Genomic DNA, 18117 nt, shown 5'->3' with positions numbered 1-18117 from the left:
CCCTCTTTTTCGGATGAGTGCCCGATGCGGTAGGCAAGGCGCTTGCGCCCCGGCCTGCCGATCCCGCCACGCGGGCCGGACACTGGTGTCTGATCGAAAGATAAGGCTTTGCGCGTGCATTTCAAGGCCTGACTGCACGGCCCTTGATGTGGCGCAGGAAATACGTTGCACCTTGGCCACCCACGCGGCTTCAGGCGGCCGCCAGCGACCGCTTGTCTTCCAGGTTGCGCACCAGCACCAGCGCCTCCCCGGCCAGCACCACGCGGCCATCGTCGCCGGTGACCACCGTGGCCAGGTTGACCAGGTCCTTGTCGCCGCGCAGGCGCACGATGCGCACCGATGCGGTCAGCAGCTCGCCCAGCCGCGCGGGCGAGCGCAGCCGCAGCGACTGCTTCATCCAGCCGGTGCCGCGGCCCGGCAAGCGCGTGCCCAGCAGATCCGAGAACATCCCGGCCAGCAATGGCAGCGGCACGATGGTGCCCTCGAAGCCACGGCTGTGGGCGAACACCGGGTCGGTATAAAACGCATTGCCATCGTCAGTCAACGCCACGTATTCATCGATATCGCCCGCGCTGAAGCTGCGTACCGCCGAAGCCTCCTGGCCCACGCTCAGGTGATAGAGCGTACGGTCGCCCGCTGGCTGCCCCACAAGCTGCCCGGCGGATTGCGCAACTTCGTCGGCATCCTGGCGCTGGGCCTCGGCCAGCGATTCCGCGCTGGCGTCGACCAGCAGCACCGCGTCGCCATGTGCCGTTATCTGCTCATCCGTGACGGGCGTGCGGTTGCGGCCACGCTGCACGCAGCGCACCGACGTGTCCAGCGCGATCCGGTCCCGCCCGGGCGTTTCGTTCAACACCAGCACGGCGGCCACACCGTCGCCGACAAAGGTGGGACGCGGGAACATCAGCGTTTGCGCGATGGGCAGCACCGGCCGGGGGTTGCTGCGCTGCATCTGCGCGCACAGCAGCGAGAACAGGAACATGCCATGCGCGACCGTGGCGCCAAAATGCGTCGTGCGCGCGAACGCCGGATCGCAGTGGATGGGGTTGTCATCGCGCGAGAGCGAGGCGAAGCGGTCGAAATCTTCTTGCGTCAGAACGCGTGGGCGGGATGCCTTCATCAGTTGGGTACCTCTACGGTGCTGCCGTTGACCGTGATCCGGTCCGCATCAGCGGGCGTTGCGGCGAACGGCGGCAGATTGGTGGGCAAGATGGCGGGTGCCGGCGACGCGGTGCCACCGCGCGCGACCGTGCGCACCACCTGCGAGGGTGGCAGCGCGCGGCCGTTGGCGAGGTTGTCGTAGACCGCGTCGAGCGCCCGGTTCAGGTAGACGTGGAGCGGGATGAAGCGGTTGTCGTAGCCCGCTACCGCGCCGATGAAACTGTCGAAATGCTGGCCATTGGTGACTTCCATATAGGACAGCTTGCTGGCGCTGCCCTCCTGGAGCCGGTTGTAGCCGAGATAAGGCCGCGACGTATGGTTGACCGGCAGCAGCGCATCGCTGCGGCCATGCACGATGATGGCCGGCTTGCCGTGCAGGTTGCCCGAGCGCAGCGTCTGGGCCAGGCCCGCTTGCAGCGCCTGGGCCTGCGCGCCGGTGCCGGTAAGCAGCCCGCGCAGGCAGCGCGCGCCGTCGAGGTTGGCGTCGGCCACATTGTTGCTCGGCGACTGGGAATAGATGTCGCGCAGCGGGCCGCCGGGATTGTTGTCGTTGATCAGCTGCACGCCGGCCGCCGGCGGCACGCCATTGCCAGTCGCGTACAGGACGTTGAGCGTAGCCGGCGCGATCGCCGCCGGCGTCAGGACTGCCGTGCCGGTCGCGGCAAAGCTGAAGCCGCACAAGCGATCCGCCACGCCGGCCCGCGCGAGCGCGTTGGCAAAGGTCACCGAGACCGCATTGGCCACCTCGAACAGGGCAAGCGACGGATGGAGCGCATCGGACTCGGCTTCCCAGCCAAAGGCGTGCAGCGCCTGCAACGCGCTGGCGGACTGGCTGGCGGCATCCGGCCCGGTCACCAGGCCCGCGTTGGCCAGCGACTGGCAGCGGTTGAGCGCCGGCTGCGCCAGCCCGACGGTGGGCAGCGCGTACAGCGCCACACCCGGCGCATTCACCAGCGCGGTCGCCTGTGAGGTGCAGAGCTGCAGCAGGTTGGCCGTGGTGGTGTAGTCGTACAGCAGGCGCCCGGACAGGCTGACCGGCACGCCGCCACGGGTGACGGTGACGCCCGTGTTGCTGGGCAGGTTGAGGTTCGGCTCGCCCACGGCCACGCCGTCGATCAGGCCCTGGGTGTCCTGCTCCGCCGCGGCAATCGCCGCGCCGCCGCCGTTGGACACGCTGGACGCGATCACCACGACCTTGTCCGGGCCCAGGCTGCGCTGGCGCGTGCCATCGGTGGCCACGTTGCCAAAGCGGTCGTTGATGGCCCAGATGGCGAAACTGGCGGCCTGCAGCGTGAACGTGCCCCAGTCCTTCTCGGGGTTGCGCTGCGAATGCGCGTGCTTGAACGCCAGCCGGTGCGGCGCCAGCGCATTGAACGCGGCCAGGCTGGTGTTGGGGAACGGGGCGGCAAACTGCGCGTTGGCGCCGGCCGCGGCGCGGCTGGCGCGCGTGCCGTCGATCAGCGCAACGGTGTCGGTGTCCAGGTCGTGCGGCGCGGCGCCGGTGCCTTTGTCCGTATAGGCGACGGCGCAGCCGCGCTTGAGTGCCCACTCGCCGGTGGAGATCGCGCCATAGACGCCGCGCGAGCCGGACGACGTGGCAGTGATCAGGCACGGCTTGGCCACATTGAAGCTGTCGGGAATCTGCACCAGCATGGTTACGTTCTGCTGGCCGCTGCCATCGTCGGAGAAGGCCAGGTACTCGCGCCCGGCGACCTTGCCCTGCCCCGTCGTGATGTTGCCTTGCGCGTCCACATTGGGGCCGTACAGCGAGCCATAGCCACCGCCCGCCGTGGTATCCACCAGCGCGCGGTAGTTGGTGTAGATGGCGTAGCGGCGCAGCTCGGCCGCGGTGGGCGCGGCCGGGTTCAGCGGCAACGGCGCGGTGGCGGAGCCCAGGCCGTCCTTGCCGAGGCCAGCAGTGAGCAGATCGTCCGTGTTGCCGTCGTAGGTCTTGATCGTGACCGTGCCGATATTGGCCGGCTTGGTATTGGGATTGGTATTGCCGCTGCTGGTGTTGTTATCGCCCGAGCCGCACGCCGCCAGCAACAAGCCCGCCGCCCCTGCCAGCGCCAGGCGCACGCCGTATCTGGTCAAATCGCTATGCCCTGCAAGTCCGCGCAACATGTTGTGCCCCCTTATTGCATGCCGGCCCGGCATGCTGGATCGATCGGAACGCAATACAGAAACGACAGAAACGAGAATTTCACGAGACAGCCACTGCATGACTTCACACGGCGCGCCGCCCTCACTGCGACTGGAAGCGCGCGCGCAGCTTGTGCTTTTCCACCTTGCCCGACGGCGTGCGCGGCAGCGCCTCGATCATCCGCACGTGGCGCGGCACCTTGTAGCTTGCCAGCGCGGCGCGGCAATGCGCGAGCACGCCTTCGGCATCGAGCGCCATGCCGGGCTTTGCTACCACCAGCGCCATGCCGACCTCGCCCCAGCGCGCATCGGGCACGCCGATGACGGCGGCCTCGGATACGGCAGCAAGCTGAAACAGCACATTCTCCACTTCGGCCGGGTAGACGTTCTCACCGCCGGAGATAAACATGTCCTTGGCGCGGTCGACGATGTAGTAGTCGCCCTCCTCGTCCATGTAAGCGATATCGCCCGAATACAGCCAGCCGCCACGGATGGCGGCCTCGGTGGCCTCCCGCAGGTTCCAGTAGCCGGGCGTGACGCCCGGCCCCTTGATCAGCAGCTCGCCACGCTCGCCGGGCGCCACGTCGCGGCCCTGTGGATCCACCACCCGCGTCAGCATGGAGCCGACCGGCTTGCCGATGGTGCCGATCTTGCGGCGCGCCGTGGCTTCGTCGCACACGAACACGGTTGGCCCGGTCTCGGTCATGCCAAAGCCGAAGCAGATGGTCACGCCCTTGGCCAGGTAGGCCTCCAGCAGCGGCCGCGGCACCGCGGAGCCGCCCGCGGACATATTGCGCACGCGGGAAAAATCCGCCGCCGCGAAGCCGGCATGCTGGCTCAGGAACAGGTAGACCGCGGGCACAGCGAAGAACATGGTGATGCCCTCCCCGGCATTGGCATCGAGCTTGCGCAGCGTCACCTCGGCGTCGAACTGCCGCATGATGTGCACGGTGCCGCCGGCATGCAGCACGGGATTGGCGTACAGGTTCAGCCCGCCGGTATGGAAGAACGGCAGCACGTTCAGGAACACGTCGTCGCGCGTGATCTTGTTGGCCAGCATGGCGTTGACGGCGTTGAAGAACACCATGCCGTAGGTCTGGATCACGCCCTTGGGCCGTCCCGTGGTGCCCGAGGTGTAAAGCAGGTGCCAGACCTCGCGCTCGTCGCGGCACGGCATCTCGATGACGCGCCCGGAACTACCCGCCAGCATCGCTTCGTACTCGGTCCAGCCACCCGGCACGTCCGCGCTCTCGTCGTCGGCCAGGTGCAAAACCGCGCGCAGCGGCAAGGTGTCGGCCAGCGCGGCGGCGGTGGCAAGAAAGCCATCACCGGCCACCAGCACGTCGGGCGAGCAGTCGCGCAGGATCGGCAGCAGCTCCGCGGCCGCCAGCCGCCAGTTCAGGCAGACCATCACCATGCCGGCCTTGGCGCAGCCATAGAGCATCTCGAAATAGTCCGAGCTGTTGTGGGCCAGCACGGCCACGCGTGCCCCGGGCGCCAGCCCCAAGCGCTCGCCCAGGTATTCCGCGAAGCGGCTGGCGCGCTCGTCGAACTGCCGGTAGGTCACCGTGCGGCCGCTCTCCACGTCAACCAGGGCGACTTTGTCCGGCGTATGCAGGGCATTCTTGTGCAGCCAGTCGACTACGTACATGGTCTGGGATCTCCGCTTGTGGGTGTTCTTGTTATCTTGCTAGCCTTTTTATTGCATGCAGGTCTACGACGCCACCTCGTGCTCGGCGCGATCGCCGCGCAGCCGCCCGACGATGCCTTGCGGGAAGTAATACACGCTGAGGATAAACAACAGGCCGAGCCACAGCAGCCAGCGGTCCGGATGCAGCAGCCCCGACAGCAGCGGGATCGCCGCGGTGGCATCGCTCGCCAGCTTCATCACGTCCTGCAGGTAGGTCTGCGCCACCAGGAACAGCGTGGTGCCGATCAGCGCGCCGTACAGCGTGCCCATGCCACCGATCACCACGATCAGCAGGATGTCGACCATGATCTCGAAGGACAACGAGGTGTCCGGGCCGTTGTAGCGCAGCCAGAGCGCCATCAGCACCCCGGCCAGCGTGGCAAACCCGGCCGACAGCACGGTGGATACGGTACGGTACACCACGGTGCGGTAGCCGATGGCCTCGGCCCGGAAATCGTTCTCGCGAATCGCCTGCAGCACCCGGCCGAACGGCGAGTTCACCACGCGCAGCAGCAACAGGAACAACACCAGCGCGCTCGCAAACACGAAGTAATACGAAAACAGCTTGCCGTTGAGCGGCACGCCAAGCCACTCGGCGTCGCCCAGCGAAAAGCCCGGCGTGAACACCTCCGGCACCTTGAAGCTGATGCCATCCTCGCCGCCGGTCCACTCGGAGAGCTGCGACACCAGCGTGGCAAAGGCCGTGGCCACCGCCAGCGTGATCATGGCAAAGAAGATCGCCCTGACCCGCAGCGAGAACAGCCCGATCAGGAAGGCCAGCAGCATCGACACCAGCAGCGCGCCCAACGTGCCAAGCGCCAGCGCGCCCCACCCCGGCTCCAGCCGCGACATGGCGATCGCCACGCCATAGCCGCCAATGCCGAAAAACATGGTGTGGGCAAAGGAGACGATGCCGGTATAGCCGAGCAACAGGTCGTAGCTGGCCACCAGCACCACGAAGATGCAGATCTTGGCCGCCATATTGAGCGCGCGCGCACCAGGAAACAGGAAAGGCGCGCACGCCAGCGCCAGCAGCATGGCCACCAGGATCACGGTCAGCACGCGGCTTCGTGGCAGGTCGCCGGAAAGCAGTCGGGTCATGGTTTTTTCCTAGGCGCTCAGCGCTTGGCTACCGGGTAAAGGCCCTGCGGACGCCACAGCAGGATCATCACCATCAGCAGGATGTTCGAGAACAGCGCCACCTTGGGAAACAGGAAGCCGGTGTAGTTGGCCATCAGGCCCACCAGCAAGGCGCCGACAAAGCAGCCTGTGGTGGAGCCGAGCCCGCCGATGATGATCACGATAAAGATCAGCACATTGACCTGGGCCCCGATGGACGCGGTAATGTTCTGCTGGTACAGCCCCCACAGCACGCCGCCCATGCCGGCCAGCCCCGCCCCCACCACGAACACGCCAATGAACAAGAGCCGGATGCGGTAGCCGAGCGACTCCACCATCTCGCGGTTCTCCACGCCGGCCCGGATCAGCAGGCCGATGCGCGTGCGGTTGAGCACCAGCACCATGGAGATAAAGATCACCAGCCCGAGCACCACGGCGATGAGCCGGTACTTCTCGATGGCCGCATCGCCCAGCAGCACCGCGCCGCGGAAGGTGGTGGGCACCTGCAGCGCGATGGTCTCAGCACCCCAGATCGCCTTGATCAGCTGCTCGGCCACGATCATGCCGCCCATGGTGATCAGGATCTGCTTGAGGTGCTGGCCGTAGACCGGACGCACCACGATGCGCTCGAACAGGAAGCCAATGGCGCCCGCCGCCGCCATCGCGGCCAGGATGGCCAGGCCAAACACCGCCAGGTTGAGCCACAGGCTGTCTGCCTCGACCCAGGCGCCCAGCGGCAGCAGCACGGATGCCGCCACATAGGCTCCCAACGCGATAAACGCGCCATGCCCGAAGTTGAGCACGTCCATCAGCCCAAACACCAGCGTCAGGCCCGACGACACCACGAACACGATCATGCCCATGGCAAGGCCGGCGATGGTCAGCGTAAGCCAGGTCGAACCGCTGCCGATCAAGGGATAGGCCAGCAGCATCAGCAGCGGCGCCAGCGCCAGCGGGGTCCAGTCGAGCCCGACCTTGGGCAGATCGGCCGGTGTCGCCGGGGTGGTGGGTAAGGAGCTTGTACTCGCCATTGTCTCGGTCCTGACGATATCTTGTTATGTGTCTTGTTATGTGTCTTGTCCTGCTGGCCGCTATCGATGCGCGCTGATGCGCGCTACTGGTGCGCCGCCAGCGACAAACCGAGCAGCCGCTGCTGCAGGCTTTCGTCCCCCGCCAGCGCTGCCATCGTTCCCGTATGCACCACGCGCCCGTCATCCATCACGGCAACGGTATCCCCCACCGACTTGGCCATGTGGAAGTTCTGCTCCACCAGCAGGATCGATACGTCCGTCCGCTTGAGCTCGCGGAACACCGTGATCATGTTCTGGATGATGGCCGGCGCCAGGCCCTTGGTCGGCTCGTCCACGATCAGCAGCTTGCGCGGCTCGATGATGGCGCGCGCCACCGACAGCATCTGCTTCTGCCCGCCGGACAGCACGCCGGCGCGCTGGTGCCAGAAGATCTTCAGCGCGGGGAACATGCGGAACACCCAGTCAAGCCGCTGCCCGTCGATCGCGCCGCTGCGCGCGGCCAGCCGCATGTTCTCGGCCACCGTCAGCTCGGAGAACACGCTCATGTTCTCCGGCACATAGGCGATGCCGGCCTGCGCGATGGCGGGCGTGCCGCGGCGCGTGATGTCGGCCCCGTCGAACACGATCCGCCCTTCGCTCGCCTGCCACAGGTTCATGATGGTGCGCAGCGTGGTGGTCTTGCCCGCGCCGTTGCGCCCCAGCAGCATGGTCACGCCGCCGCGCGGCACGGCAAAGCTCACGCCGTGCAGGATGTGATATGGCCCGATGTGCGTCTGCACGCCATCCAGGCTCAGGATGGGTGCTGCGGATGCTGGGGATAATGCGGGTGCTGCCGGTGCTTCAGCCATGACTGCCCTCCTGCTGCGCGCTCTCGTCGCCGGCAGCGATGCCCAGGTACGCCTGCTGCACGATCGGCGAGGCGATCACCTCGGCCGGATCGCCATCGGCCATCAGGTTGCCGTTATGCAGCACGATGATGCGGTCGGCCAGCGAGCGCACCACATCCATCTTGTGCTCCACCAGCAGCACCGTCTTGCTCTTGTCGCGCTTGATCTCCTGGATCAGGCCGAGGATCACCGGCACCTCGTCCACGCTCATGCCTGCGGTCGGCTCGTCGAACATGAAGATGCGCGGCTGCAGCGCCAGCAGGATGCCCACCTCCAGCTTGCGCTGGTCGCCGTGCGGCAAAGAGGCCACCGGCAGGTGGCGCTTGTCGGCCAGGGCCACCCGTTCGAGACAGTCCTCGGCCTGCTCGCGGACCGCGCGGTTTGCGCTCCACACGCTCCACAAATCCAGCCCGATGCGCCGGCGCGACTGCACTGCCAGGCGCACGTTCTCGAACACCGACAGATTGGGAAACAGGCTGGTCAGCTGGAAGGCGCGGCCAATGCCGCGCAGCGCCTTGTGCGGCACCGGCAGGCGCGTCACGTCCTCGCCGTCGAGCAGGATCTGCCCGACGCTGGGCGGCAACTGGCCCGAGATCAAGTTGAAGTACGTGGTCTTGCCGGCCCCGTTGGGGCCGACGATGCAGGTCAGCTCGCCGGGATGAAACGCGCAGGACACCGCGTTGACCGCCACGTGGCCGCCAAAGCGGATGGTGAGGTCTCGCGTCTCGAGCGCGGGCGGCCCCGCCACCGCCCGCGAGAGCGCTGCCGTTGTATCGATGGAAGCGGCGCCCACTGTCATCACCGCTTGTTGCGGATCGGCACGTTCATTTCTTCCGGCTTGATCTCGCGGACCAGCTCGGGCACCCCCCAGGCGAACGCGGGATCGACCTTGATCTTGAAGTGGTACATCGACTGCAGCGCCTGGTGGTCTTCCTTGCGGAAGGTCATCTTGCCCTTGGGCGTCTCGAACGACATGCCCTCCATCGCGCCGATCAGCTTCTCGGTGTTGGTGTCGCCATTGGTCTTCTTGAGCGCCTCGACCAGCGCGATGCCAGCCGTCATGCCCCCGGCGGTGAAGAAATCGGGCGGCGACTTGAACTTGGTGTAGTGGTTGGACACCAGCCACTCGTTGGCCTTGTTCTTGGGAATGCCGAAGTAGTAATACGTCGCGCCTTCCATGCCGGGGAAGTTCTTGTAGTTGCTCATGGCGGGCAGGATATTGCCGCCGGTGGCGATCTCGATGCCGTAGCGCTTGGGATCGAGGTCGGCAATCTTGAACGGGTTGCCGGCGCCCGCCCAGATGATGAAGATGATCTTGCGGCCCGGCTTGTCCTTGAGCGAATCAAACAAGCGCTGCGCCCCGGCGGTAAAGTCCGTGGTGTTGGTCGGCAGGTATTCCTCGTGCACGATCTTGGCGTTCTTGAGCGCGCCCTTGAAGGCCTTCACGCCGTCACGGCCAAAGGCGTAGTCCTGCGCCAGGGTGGCGATCTGCACGCCGGGCTTGTCCAGCGCCACGGCGTTGGAGATGGCGTCCTGCGACGAATTGCGGCCCGTGCGGAAGATGTAGCGGTTCCATTTCTCGCCGGTGATGGAATCCGCCACGGCTGGCTCGACCAGCAGGATCTTCTTGTACTCCTCGGCCACCGGAAGCATCGCCAGCGCCGTGCCGGAGGACGTCGGCCCCACGGCGATATCCGCACGATCGTCACTATATGCAGCGGCAAGCTGGGCCTTGGCCACGTCGGGCTTGCCCTGGGTGTCCTTCTCTATCACCACCAGCTTGTTGCCGTTGACCATCATGGTGCCGTTGGTGGCGTAATCCAGCCCCATCATCAGCCCGGTCTGGGTCTGCTTGGCGTAGGCCTCGAGCGCCCCGGTCTTGTCGTAGACGTGGGCGATGCGGATGTCCTTGGCAAGGGCGCCGCCGGCGGCCAGCAGGCTGGCCAGTGCGATCGCGCCAACGGCTTGGTGCTTGAATTGCATTCTTGTCTCCTCTGAGGGTGTCGCTTGTCGTTGCAAGTGCAGATCCTGCCTGCTTGTTGCTGCTTCGCTTTCCTGTACTCGTTCCTGCGCTCGTTCCTGCGCTCGTTCCTGCGCTCGCTTCTGTGCTCTTTCCTGCCGTCCTGCCTTTCCGTTTGCTGCCTTAGCCTGTGCGCCCATCGCCAAGGAAGCGGCGCATGCCTGCCGCAGCCTCGGCGCTCGTCACCTGCGCCACGAACGCCACGCGCTCGCGCTCCAGCCCAGCGGCCAGCGCATCGGCATCCCAGCGCAGCAGCGCGCGCGTATGCGCCACGCTGCCGGGTACCTTGTCCTTCAGGCCGGCCGCCAGGGACAGCGCCATCGCCTCGGCCTCGCGGGCCGGCGCGAGATGCGTCGCCAGGCCCAGTGCCACGGCCTGGCTGGCCGTCAGCGTGGTGTTCTCAAGCTGGATCGCCCGCGCGCGCGCGGCGCCGATCAGCTGCGGCAGCATCGCCGTCCAGCCACCGTCCGGGCTGAATCCCAACACGGTGTAGTAAGGCGCAATGCGCGTGCCCTCGCCCAGCACCGTCATGTCGCAGGCCAGCACCAAACCCAGTGAGCCCCCCGTCAGCCAGCCCTCCACCGCCGCGATCACCGGGCAGCGCAGCGCCGCCAGGCGCAGGATGGCTGCGTTGAGCAGGCCGAGCAGGCGCTGCGCATACTGCGCCAACTCCGCGCTTTGCGGCACAAAGGCGGCAAAAGCACCGACATCGCCACCCGTGGAAAACGAGCGCCCCGCATGGCTCAGCACCACGGCGCGCACCTCCGGGTCCGCCTCCATGCGTTCCAGCGCGGCCAGCAGCGCTTCGAGCAGTTCCGGCACCAGGCTGTTGTGCCGCTCGGCGCGATTGAGCCGAAGCACGGCCGTGCTGCCAACACGTTCGACCAGCAGCAACGCGCTCATCGCGCCGCCAGCCCGTGCGAGATCATGTCGAAGGCCGTATCGACCACCTTGTCCATCGACGCCGGCCGCTTCCACAGTGCATAACGCATGCCTAGGAAATTGCTGATGCCGATCAGGCACCACGCCCGCACTTCGGCGTCGCCCGGCGAGATCTCGCCCTGGTCCTCGGCCTTGCCCAGGCGCCGGCTGTAGACGTCCGCGAACACCTGGAAGTAACTGCTGTAGATGGTCTCGTCAACCGAGTAAGAATCGAGCACGATGCGGTACAGATTCTTGTGGCGCGACACAAAGGACAGGAAAGCCTTGAGCCCGAGCCGCTCGGCCTCGATCTGCGTCTGCGCCGGCCCCACGTGCTTGCGCAGGTGGGCCCGCACCAGTTCCAGCATGTGCTGCACCAGCGCGCGGAAGATGTCTTCCTTGTCCTTGAAATAGAGATAAAAGGTGCCCATGGCCACCTCTGCCTCCTGCGTGATCTCGGAGATCGAAGCCACGTAATAGCCCTTCTCGCCGAACACTTTCTCGGCGGCGCGCAGCAGCGCTTCGCGGGTCTTCTGGCCGCGCGCGGTCTTGGGCTGGCTTACGCCGGATTCGGTAAGGGACATCGGGGCTCCGCAGTGGCTCGTCAGACCGGAAAACGGCAGTCAGTCAGCGGTATTGCACCGCGAAAACTGCTTCCTCCGGCGACTCTCAAAACATGATAACTGATTCATGTTTCATGATATAAAGTTAGCGATCCGTATGTCAATACATGGCTTACCCGGAGCTTTGGCCACGCACGTGGCCAGGCCAGATGCCCAGACTGCATCGCCATTGGATGCTTCACACGCAATGACTAATGCCGAGCCCGTCCCCACCTTCGATAGCCACCCTGCTTCCGGTTCGCGGCCCGGCTGGCGGGAGGCCGGCGATGGCCGGGCACTGCTGTTCCTGCACGGTTGGTCGCTATCCGGCGAGGCGTTCGACGGCCAGCGCGCGCTGGCGCGTGATGGCTATCGTGTGATCGCCCCGGACCATGCCGGGCATGGCTTGTCTGCTGCACTGCCGCACGCCGGACAAGCCAGCCTTGCGCAGCTTGCCGCCGACGCTGCCGGGTTGATCGGGTACCTGGGATTGCGGGACGTGGTGGTGATTGGGTGGTCGATGGGCGCCATGGTGGCCTGGGAGTTGATGCGTTGTGAGCCCGCCCTGCCCCTGGCGGCAATCGGCGCCATCGACATGACACCGCGGCTGGCCAGCGCGACGGACTGGCCGCATGGCCTGCATACGCACTACGACACCGCGCAGGCAGCCAACATGGCCGCGCACGTGCGCCGGGACTGGCCGCGCCTGATCGACTCGGTGCGCGCCGGCTTATGGGCTGCCGGCAGCAAACCCGATGTGCACGAGACGGACCGGATCGCCGGCATCATGCGCCAGTGCGCGCCGGATGCGCTTGCCGCATTGTGGGAAGACATGGCCCGCCAGGATTACCGCCTGGCGTTGCGCCATACTCGCCTGCCTTTGTTTCATCTGGTTGGGGAGCGCAGCCGCCTCTACGCGCCGGCAGTGGGACAGGCCACGCTGGCACTGCAGCCGGCTGCCAAGCTTGTCACCATCGACGGCACCGGCCATGCCCCGCACATGGAACGGCCGGCCGCCTTCAACGCCGCGCTGGCGCAGATGCTTGCGTGGCTGGACTCATTAGAGTCATTGGATTCATTGGAGTCGTCAGGCTCATTGGCTTCAACGGGCGCTCAGGCCAGCAGCCGATAGGTCCACAGGCCCAACGCGGTCAGCAGCAGCGAGCCGCCAAGGTGCGCCAGCAGGTGCACCGCCGCCCAGCCATAATCGCCCGCCATCAGGTTGCCCACCACTTCGCTGGAGAACGTGGAAAACGTGGTCAGGCCACCCAGGAAGCCGGTCACCGCCAGCAAGCGCCATTCGGGTGACAACTCCGCATGCGCGCCGAAAAATCCCACCGCCAGCCCGATCAGGTAGCCGCCGACCAGGTTGGCCGTCAGTGTCCCATAGGGCAACGCCGGGTTGGCGGCATTCCACAGCACAGAGAATACCCAGCGCAGCCAGGCTCCCACGGCGGCCCCGACCCCGACCGCCACAAAACCGAGCGCGCCCATCAGCGCTTGAGACCCAAGGGTTCCGCCGGCTCCGCCTCGCCTTCGCCGCTGGCATTGAGCGAGCGAATGCCCCAGCGCGCCAGCGCGGACGCATCGGTCACGCGCGCGTCGACCCAGCGCGCACCCTCCGGCGTCTGCTCCTTCTTCCAGAACGGCGCCTCCGACTTGAGGTAATCCATGATGAATTCGCAGGCGGCAAAGGCATTGCCGCGATGGGCGGAGGCTACCGCCACCAGCACGATCTGGTCCAGCGGCAGCAAGGGGCCAACGCGATGCACAATGGTGACGCCAAGCAGCGCCCAGCGCTCCCGCGCCACCGCTTCGATCCGGGCCAGCGCCTTTTCGGTCATGCCGGGATAGTGCTCCAGCTCCATCGCGCTGACCGCGCTGCCGTCGTTCATGTCGCGCACCGTGCCAACAAAGCTGGCCACCGCGCCCACGCCTGGCTGCTCGCGGCGCAGTGCCGTCACCTCGGCGCCCAGGTCGAAATCCTCGCGCTGTACTCTGACGCTCATTTCAGCCTCCGGTCACGGGCGGAAAAAACGCCACTTCGCAGCCCTCGGCCAACACGCTGTCTGCACTGGCCACCTCGTGGTCCACGGCCATGCGCAAGGCACGGCCCTCGGCCAGCACCTCGGCCCAGGCGCCACCGCGGGCTCCGAGCCAATGGCGCAGGTCCGCCACGGTAGCCACCTCGGCCGGCACCGCGACGCGCTCCTGCCCCAGGCCCAGCTGCTCGCGCACGCTGGCAAAAAAACGGAGTTCGATGTTCATGGCGGTCTCGCTCCTTATGCCAGCAGGCCATCGAAGCCGATGAACTGCACGGTATCGCCCCGCGCGATCGGCTGGTTGGGCGGGTTGTCGACCAGGCCCTCGCCCCACACCGTGGAAGTGAGCACACCCGAGCTCTGGTTGGGGAACAAATCGAGCCCGCCGGCCTGGTTGAGGCGCACGCGCAGGAACTCGTTGCGGCGGTCGCCCTTGGGCAGGTCGAAATCGGCACGCAGCGGCAGCCGGCGCGGCATCACGTCCTGCACGCCTTGCAGCCGCAGGATGAAAGGCCGCACAAACAGCAGGAAGGTGACGAAGCTCGAGACTGGATTGCCCGGCAGCCCCAGGAAAAATGCCGGCGCCTGCCCAGCGCGCGCCACCTCGCCGAACGCCAGCGGCTTGCCCGGCTTGATAGCGATCTGCCACAGGTTGAGCCGGCCTTCGGCCTCGACCGCCGGCTTGATATGGTCTTCCTCGCCCACCGAGACGCCGCCCGAGGTGATGATCAGGTCATGCCCCTCGGCCGCCCGGCGCAGGGTGTCGCGCGTCGCGGCCAGGGTGTCAGGCACGATGCCGAAATCGCTGACCTCGCAGCCGAGGTTTTCCAGCAGCCCGCGCAGCGTGAACCGGTTGGAATTGTAGATGGCGCCTGGCTTGAGCGGCTCGCCCGGCATGGCGAGCTCGTCGCCGGTAAAGAACACGGCCACCTTGACCCGCCGCACCACGTCTAGCGACGCCTGCCCCACCGAGGCCGCCAGGCCCAGCGCCTGCGGCGTCAGGCGCGTGCCGGCCGGCAGGATCACGCTGCCGGCGCGAATGTCCTCGCCGGCCCGGCGGATCCACTCGCCCGGCTGCGGCGTGTGATTGACGATCACATCCTCACCCTGCGCCACGCACTGCTCCTGCATGACCACCGCGTCGGCCCCCGGCGGAATCAGCCCACCGGTAAAGATGCGCGCCGCCGTGCCGGCCGCCAGTGCCGTGCCGACATGGCCGGCGGGGATGCGCTGGGCCACCCGCAGGCGCGTGCCGGGCGCCGCCAGGTCGGCGCTGCGCACCGCGTAGCCATCCATCGAGGTGTTGTCAGCCGGCGGCACGTCCAGCGTGCTCGACACCGGCGCGGCCAGCACGCGGCCATTGGCGTCGAGCGTGGCGATACGCTCAGCCTCGGCGAGCGGGCGGGCGCCGGCCAGCAAGGCTTCGAGAGCCTGGGCCATGGTCAACATGGGGGGACGGGCGGGCGCGGCGGCTTGGGTCATGAGGAAAACGGGTAAGTGAGACAGCGTAGTCAGCGTAAGCAATGTCAAGCCGCAAACCCATGGCCATGCAGCGCCCATGGGAAACGGCCCGCGTACCGCTCCCGATACATCCGGAGCAATGCGAGGGCCGTGCGATTTCTGCTCGGCAAGTCTGATTGTAGCGAGTTGGCGCGCTGCCGGCAGGAACACCGCCGGCAGCGGCCGGAGCTTACAGGCCGGTGTGGCCGGCGATGTAAGCCTTGATCCGGTCGGCATCCGCCGGCATCACCTCGAAGCGCTGCGGCAGGTTTTCGATGCCTTCGAAGGCTGCCGGACGCTCCGGCTCATGGCCAAGCGCCTCGCGGATGGTGTCGGCAAACTTGGCCGGCAGCGCGGTCTCCAGCACCAGCATCGGCACGCCGGGCGTGAGATGCTCGCGCGCGACCTTGATGCCATCGGCGGTGTGGGTGTCGATGGTGATGCCGTAGCGCTCGGACAGGTCGCGGATGGTGGCGAGGCGATCTTCGTGCGTGCTGCGGCCCGAGACAAAGCCGAAGGCGCGGATGCGCTCGAATTCCGGCGTGCCGGACAGGTCAAAGCCGCCCTTGGTGTCGACGTCTTCGCGGAACATCTTGGCCAGCTTGTCGCCATCGCGGCCCAGCAGGTCGAAGACAAAGCGCTCGAAGTTCGACGCCTTCGAGATGTCCATGCTCGGGCTGGAGGTGTGATACGTCTCGGCAGACTTGCGCACGCGGTAGGTRCCGGTGCGGAAGAACTCGTCGAGCACGTCGTTCTCGTTGGTGGCMACCACCAGCTTGTCGATCGGCAGGCCCATCATGCGCGCGATATGGCCGGCGCAGACGTTGCCGAAATTGCCCGACGGCACGCAGAACGAGACCTTCTGGCCCGGGCCGTCGGTAGCCAGCAGCCAGCCCTTGAAGTAGTACACCACCTGGGCCACCACGCGTGCCCAGTTGATCGAGTTGACCGTGCCGATCTTCTGGCGAGCCTTGTAGCCGAGGTCGTTGGAGACCGCCTTGACGATGTCCTGGCAGTCGTCGAACACCCCTTCCACCGCCAGGTTGAAGATGTTCGGGTCCTGCAGGCTGAACATCTGCGCGGTCTGGAACGCGCTCATCTTGCGGTGCGGGCTTAGCATGAACACGCGGATGCCGCGCTTGCCCCGCATGGCGTATTCCGCCGCACTGCCGGTATCGCCGGAGGTAGCGCCCAGGATGTTCAGCTCCTGTCCGGCACGCGCGAGCGCGTACTCGAACAGGTTGCCGAGCAGCTGCATGGCCATGTCCTTGAAGGCCAGCGTGGGGCCGTTGGACAGGCCCAGCAGCTGCAGCTGCGTGCCGCCCTCTTCGCCCAGCGTGCGCAGCGGGGTGATGTCGGCGGTGTTGTCGCCAGGGCGGGCGTTGCAGTACACCTCGGCGGTGTAGGTCTTGCGCGTCAGGGCGCGCAGGTCCTCGGCCGGGATGTCGTCGCAAAAGCGGGACAGGACTTCAAAGGCAAGATCGGCGTACGACAGCTTGCGCCAGGCTTCCAGCTCGTCGGCCGTGACCTGCGGGTACTCCCGGGGCAGGTACAGGCCGCCGTCCGGCGCCAGGCCGCCCAGCAGGATGTCGGAGAAGGTTTGCGGCATCTCATGGCCGCGCGTCGACTGGTATTTCATCGGTGCGTTCAGTTCAGTTCTTCCATGCGCAGGCGCGTGACGGCGGACAGCACGGTCGGCAGCGCCTCGATCTTGGCGATGGCGGCGTTGACCTGCTTCTCGAGGGTGAGGTGCGAGAGCATGATGATGTCGGTCTGCGGCTCGCCTTCACGCGACTCTTTCTGCAGCATGGCATCGATGGAGATGCCGGCGTCAGCCAGGATGCGGGTGATGTCGGCCAGCACGCCGGTCTCGTCCGCCACGCGCATGCGCAGGTAGTACGAGCTGGTGACTTCCTCGATCGGCAGCACCGGCACGCTGGACAGTTCGTCCGGCTGGAAAGCCAGGTGCGGCACGCGGTGCTCGGGGTCGGCAGTGTGCAGGCGGGTCACGTCGACCAGGTCGGCGATCACGGCCGAAGCGGTCGGCTCGGCGCCGGCACCCTTGCCGTAGTACAGCGTGGCGCCCACGGCGTCGCCTTGCACCAGCACGGCGTTCATGGCACCTTCCACGTTGGCGATCAGGCGCTTGGCCGGCACCAGCGTCGGATGCACGCGCAGCTCGATGCCGTTTTCGCGGCGGCGCGTGAGGCCCAGCAGCTTGATACGGTAGCCCAGTTCTTCCGCGTAGCGGATATCCACGGCCGACAGCTTGGTGATGCCTTCCACGTAGGCCTTGTCGAACTGCACCGGCATGCCAAACGCGATCGAGCTCATCAACGTGATCTTGTGCGCGGCGTCGATGCCTTCGATGTCGAAGGTGGGATCGGCCTCGGCATAGCCCAGCGCTTGCGCTTGCTTGAGCACGGTGTCGAAGTCCAGGCCCTTGTCGCGCATTTCCGACAAGATGAAGTTGGTGGTGCCGTTGATGATGCCGGCGATCCACTCGATGCGGTTGGCGGTCAGGCCTTCGCGCAGCGCCTTGATGATGGGGATGCCACCGGCTACCGCGGCTTCGAAGGCGACGATCACGCCCTTCTTGCGCGCGGCTTCAAAGATCTCGTTGCCATGCACGGCCAGCAGCGCCTTGTTGGCGGTGACCACGTGCTTGCCGTTCTCGATGGCCTTGAGCACCAGCTCGCGGGCGATACCGTAGCCGCCGATCAGCTCGATCACGATGTCGATCTCGGGGCGGGTGACGACCTCATTGGCGTCCGCCACCACCTCGACCAGCCCACCGGTCAGCTCGCGGGCGCGTTCGGTGTTGAGGTCGGCCACCATGGCAATCTCGATGCCGCGCCCGGCGCGGCGGCGGATTTCTTCCTGGTTACGTTGCAGCACATTGAACGTGCCGCTACCGACGGTACCGATGCCAAGCAGGCCTACTTTGATGGGATTCATGGACGATCTGACTCTGAGTTGCTGAAAAATGGATTGCGCCGCAA

General features: G+C 66.5%; 17 protein-coding genes. 1 reads left to right on the top strand and 16 read right to left on the bottom strand.

Annotated features, from left to right (window positions below; all coding sequences use genetic code 11):
- Window positions 1-190: 190 nt before the first annotated feature.
- From AC1DQR_RS08950 to AC1DQR_RS08905, 10 genes are all read right to left on the bottom strand, one after another.
- A complete protein-coding gene (locus AC1DQR_RS08950; RefSeq protein WP_416048901.1) occupies window positions 191-1120 on the bottom strand; it encodes a MaoC/PaaZ C-terminal domain-containing protein in 930 nt (309 codons plus the stop codon).
- A complete protein-coding gene (locus AC1DQR_RS08945; RefSeq protein ID WP_477132886.1) occupies window positions 1120-3285 on the bottom strand; it encodes a D-(-)-3-hydroxybutyrate oligomer hydrolase in 2166 nt (721 codons plus the stop codon). The genes AC1DQR_RS08950 and AC1DQR_RS08945 overlap by 1 nt, the downstream gene beginning before the upstream one ends.
- A 121-nt stretch (window positions 3286-3406) precedes the next feature.
- Window positions 3407-4954, bottom strand: coding sequence for an acyl-CoA synthetase (locus tag AC1DQR_RS08940; protein WP_416048903.1), 1548 nt, complete (start codon window positions 4952-4954; stop codon window positions 3407-3409).
- A 63-nt stretch (window positions 4955-5017) separates the two neighbouring features.
- Window positions 5018-6094 carry a branched-chain amino acid ABC transporter permease gene (locus tag AC1DQR_RS08935; protein WP_043347191.1) on the bottom strand — a complete coding sequence of 359 codons (1077 nt, stop codon included), beginning with the start codon at window positions 6092-6094 and terminating at the stop codon, window positions 5018-5020.
- 17 nt (window positions 6095-6111) lie between these two features.
- Window positions 6112-7143 (bottom strand): branched-chain amino acid ABC transporter permease, encoded by a 1032-nt coding sequence (locus tag AC1DQR_RS08930; RefSeq protein ID WP_477132885.1) that lies wholly within the window; start codon window positions 7141-7143, stop codon window positions 6112-6114.
- 83 nt (window positions 7144-7226) lie between these two features.
- Window positions 7227-7991: an ABC transporter ATP-binding protein gene (locus AC1DQR_RS08925; RefSeq protein WP_416048904.1), complete on the bottom strand. Its 765-nt coding sequence runs from the start codon at window positions 7989-7991 to the stop codon at window positions 7227-7229.
- Window positions 7984-8829, bottom strand: a complete 846-nt coding sequence (locus AC1DQR_RS08920) for an ABC transporter ATP-binding protein (protein WP_416048905.1) — start codon at window positions 8827-8829, stop codon at window positions 7984-7986. The genes AC1DQR_RS08925 and AC1DQR_RS08920 overlap by 8 nt, the downstream gene beginning before the upstream one ends.
- The gene (locus AC1DQR_RS08915; protein ID WP_416048906.1) at window positions 8829-10013 is read right to left on the bottom strand and encodes a substrate-binding domain-containing protein; all 1185 of its coding nucleotides are present in this window, start codon (window positions 10011-10013) and stop codon (window positions 8829-8831) included. The genes AC1DQR_RS08920 and AC1DQR_RS08915 overlap by 1 nt, the downstream gene beginning before the upstream one ends.
- 160 nt (window positions 10014-10173) lie before the next feature.
- Window positions 10174-10953, bottom strand: a complete 780-nt coding sequence (locus AC1DQR_RS08910) for an enoyl-CoA hydratase/isomerase family protein (protein ID WP_416048907.1) — start codon at window positions 10951-10953, stop codon at window positions 10174-10176.
- The gene (locus AC1DQR_RS08905; RefSeq protein WP_150983643.1) at window positions 10950-11555 is read right to left on the bottom strand and encodes a TetR/AcrR family transcriptional regulator; all 606 of its coding nucleotides are present in this window, start codon (window positions 11553-11555) and stop codon (window positions 10950-10952) included. Before AC1DQR_RS08905 ends, AC1DQR_RS08910 begins: the two co-directional genes overlap by 4 nt.
- 226 nt (window positions 11556-11781) lie before the next feature.
- Here AC1DQR_RS08905 and AC1DQR_RS08900 point away from each other — a divergent pair, with 226 nt between their 5' ends.
- Window positions 11782-12705, top strand: a complete 924-nt coding sequence (locus tag AC1DQR_RS08900) for an alpha/beta fold hydrolase (protein WP_477132884.1) — start codon at window positions 11782-11784, stop codon at window positions 12703-12705.
- On the opposite strand, the gene crcB is transcribed toward AC1DQR_RS08900, so the two are convergent.
- From crcB to AC1DQR_RS08870, 6 genes are all read right to left on the bottom strand, one after another.
- Window positions 12687-13067, bottom strand: a complete 381-nt coding sequence (gene crcB, locus AC1DQR_RS08895) for a fluoride efflux transporter CrcB (protein WP_416048909.1) — start codon at window positions 13065-13067, stop codon at window positions 12687-12689. The two genes, AC1DQR_RS08900 and crcB, sit on opposite strands and share 19 nt — an antisense overlap.
- Window positions 13067-13582 carry a molybdopterin synthase catalytic subunit MoaE gene (moaE, locus tag AC1DQR_RS08890; RefSeq protein ID WP_416048910.1) on the bottom strand — a complete coding sequence of 172 codons (516 nt, stop codon included), beginning with the start codon at window positions 13580-13582 and terminating at the stop codon, window positions 13067-13069. Before moaE ends, crcB begins: the two co-directional genes overlap by 1 nt.
- Before the next feature lies 1 nt (window position 13583).
- Window positions 13584-13841 (bottom strand): molybdopterin converting factor subunit 1, encoded by a 258-nt coding sequence (gene moaD / locus AC1DQR_RS08885; RefSeq protein ID WP_043347211.1) that lies wholly within the window; start codon window positions 13839-13841, stop codon window positions 13584-13586.
- A 14-nt stretch (window positions 13842-13855) separates the two neighbouring features.
- Window positions 13856-15097: a molybdopterin molybdotransferase MoeA gene (locus tag AC1DQR_RS08880; protein WP_043347214.1), complete on the bottom strand. Its 1242-nt coding sequence runs from the start codon at window positions 15095-15097 to the stop codon at window positions 13856-13858.
- A gap of 208 nt (window positions 15098-15305) precedes the next feature.
- Entirely contained in the window at window positions 15306-16754 is a 1449-nt protein-coding gene (gene thrC / locus AC1DQR_RS08875) for a threonine synthase (protein ID WP_477132883.1), read from the bottom strand.
- An 8-nt stretch (window positions 16755-16762) separates the two neighbouring features.
- Complete coding sequence (locus tag AC1DQR_RS08870) at window positions 16763-18073, bottom strand: homoserine dehydrogenase (RefSeq protein WP_416048913.1); 1311 nt, start codon at window positions 18071-18073, stop codon at window positions 16763-16765.
- Window positions 18074-18117: the final 44 nt, after the last annotated feature.

Source organism: Cupriavidus sp. 05L411 (assembly GCF_056398045.1).
Note: the sequence above shows the minus strand (reverse complement) of the source record. Positions and strands in the feature narration are given on the sequence as shown.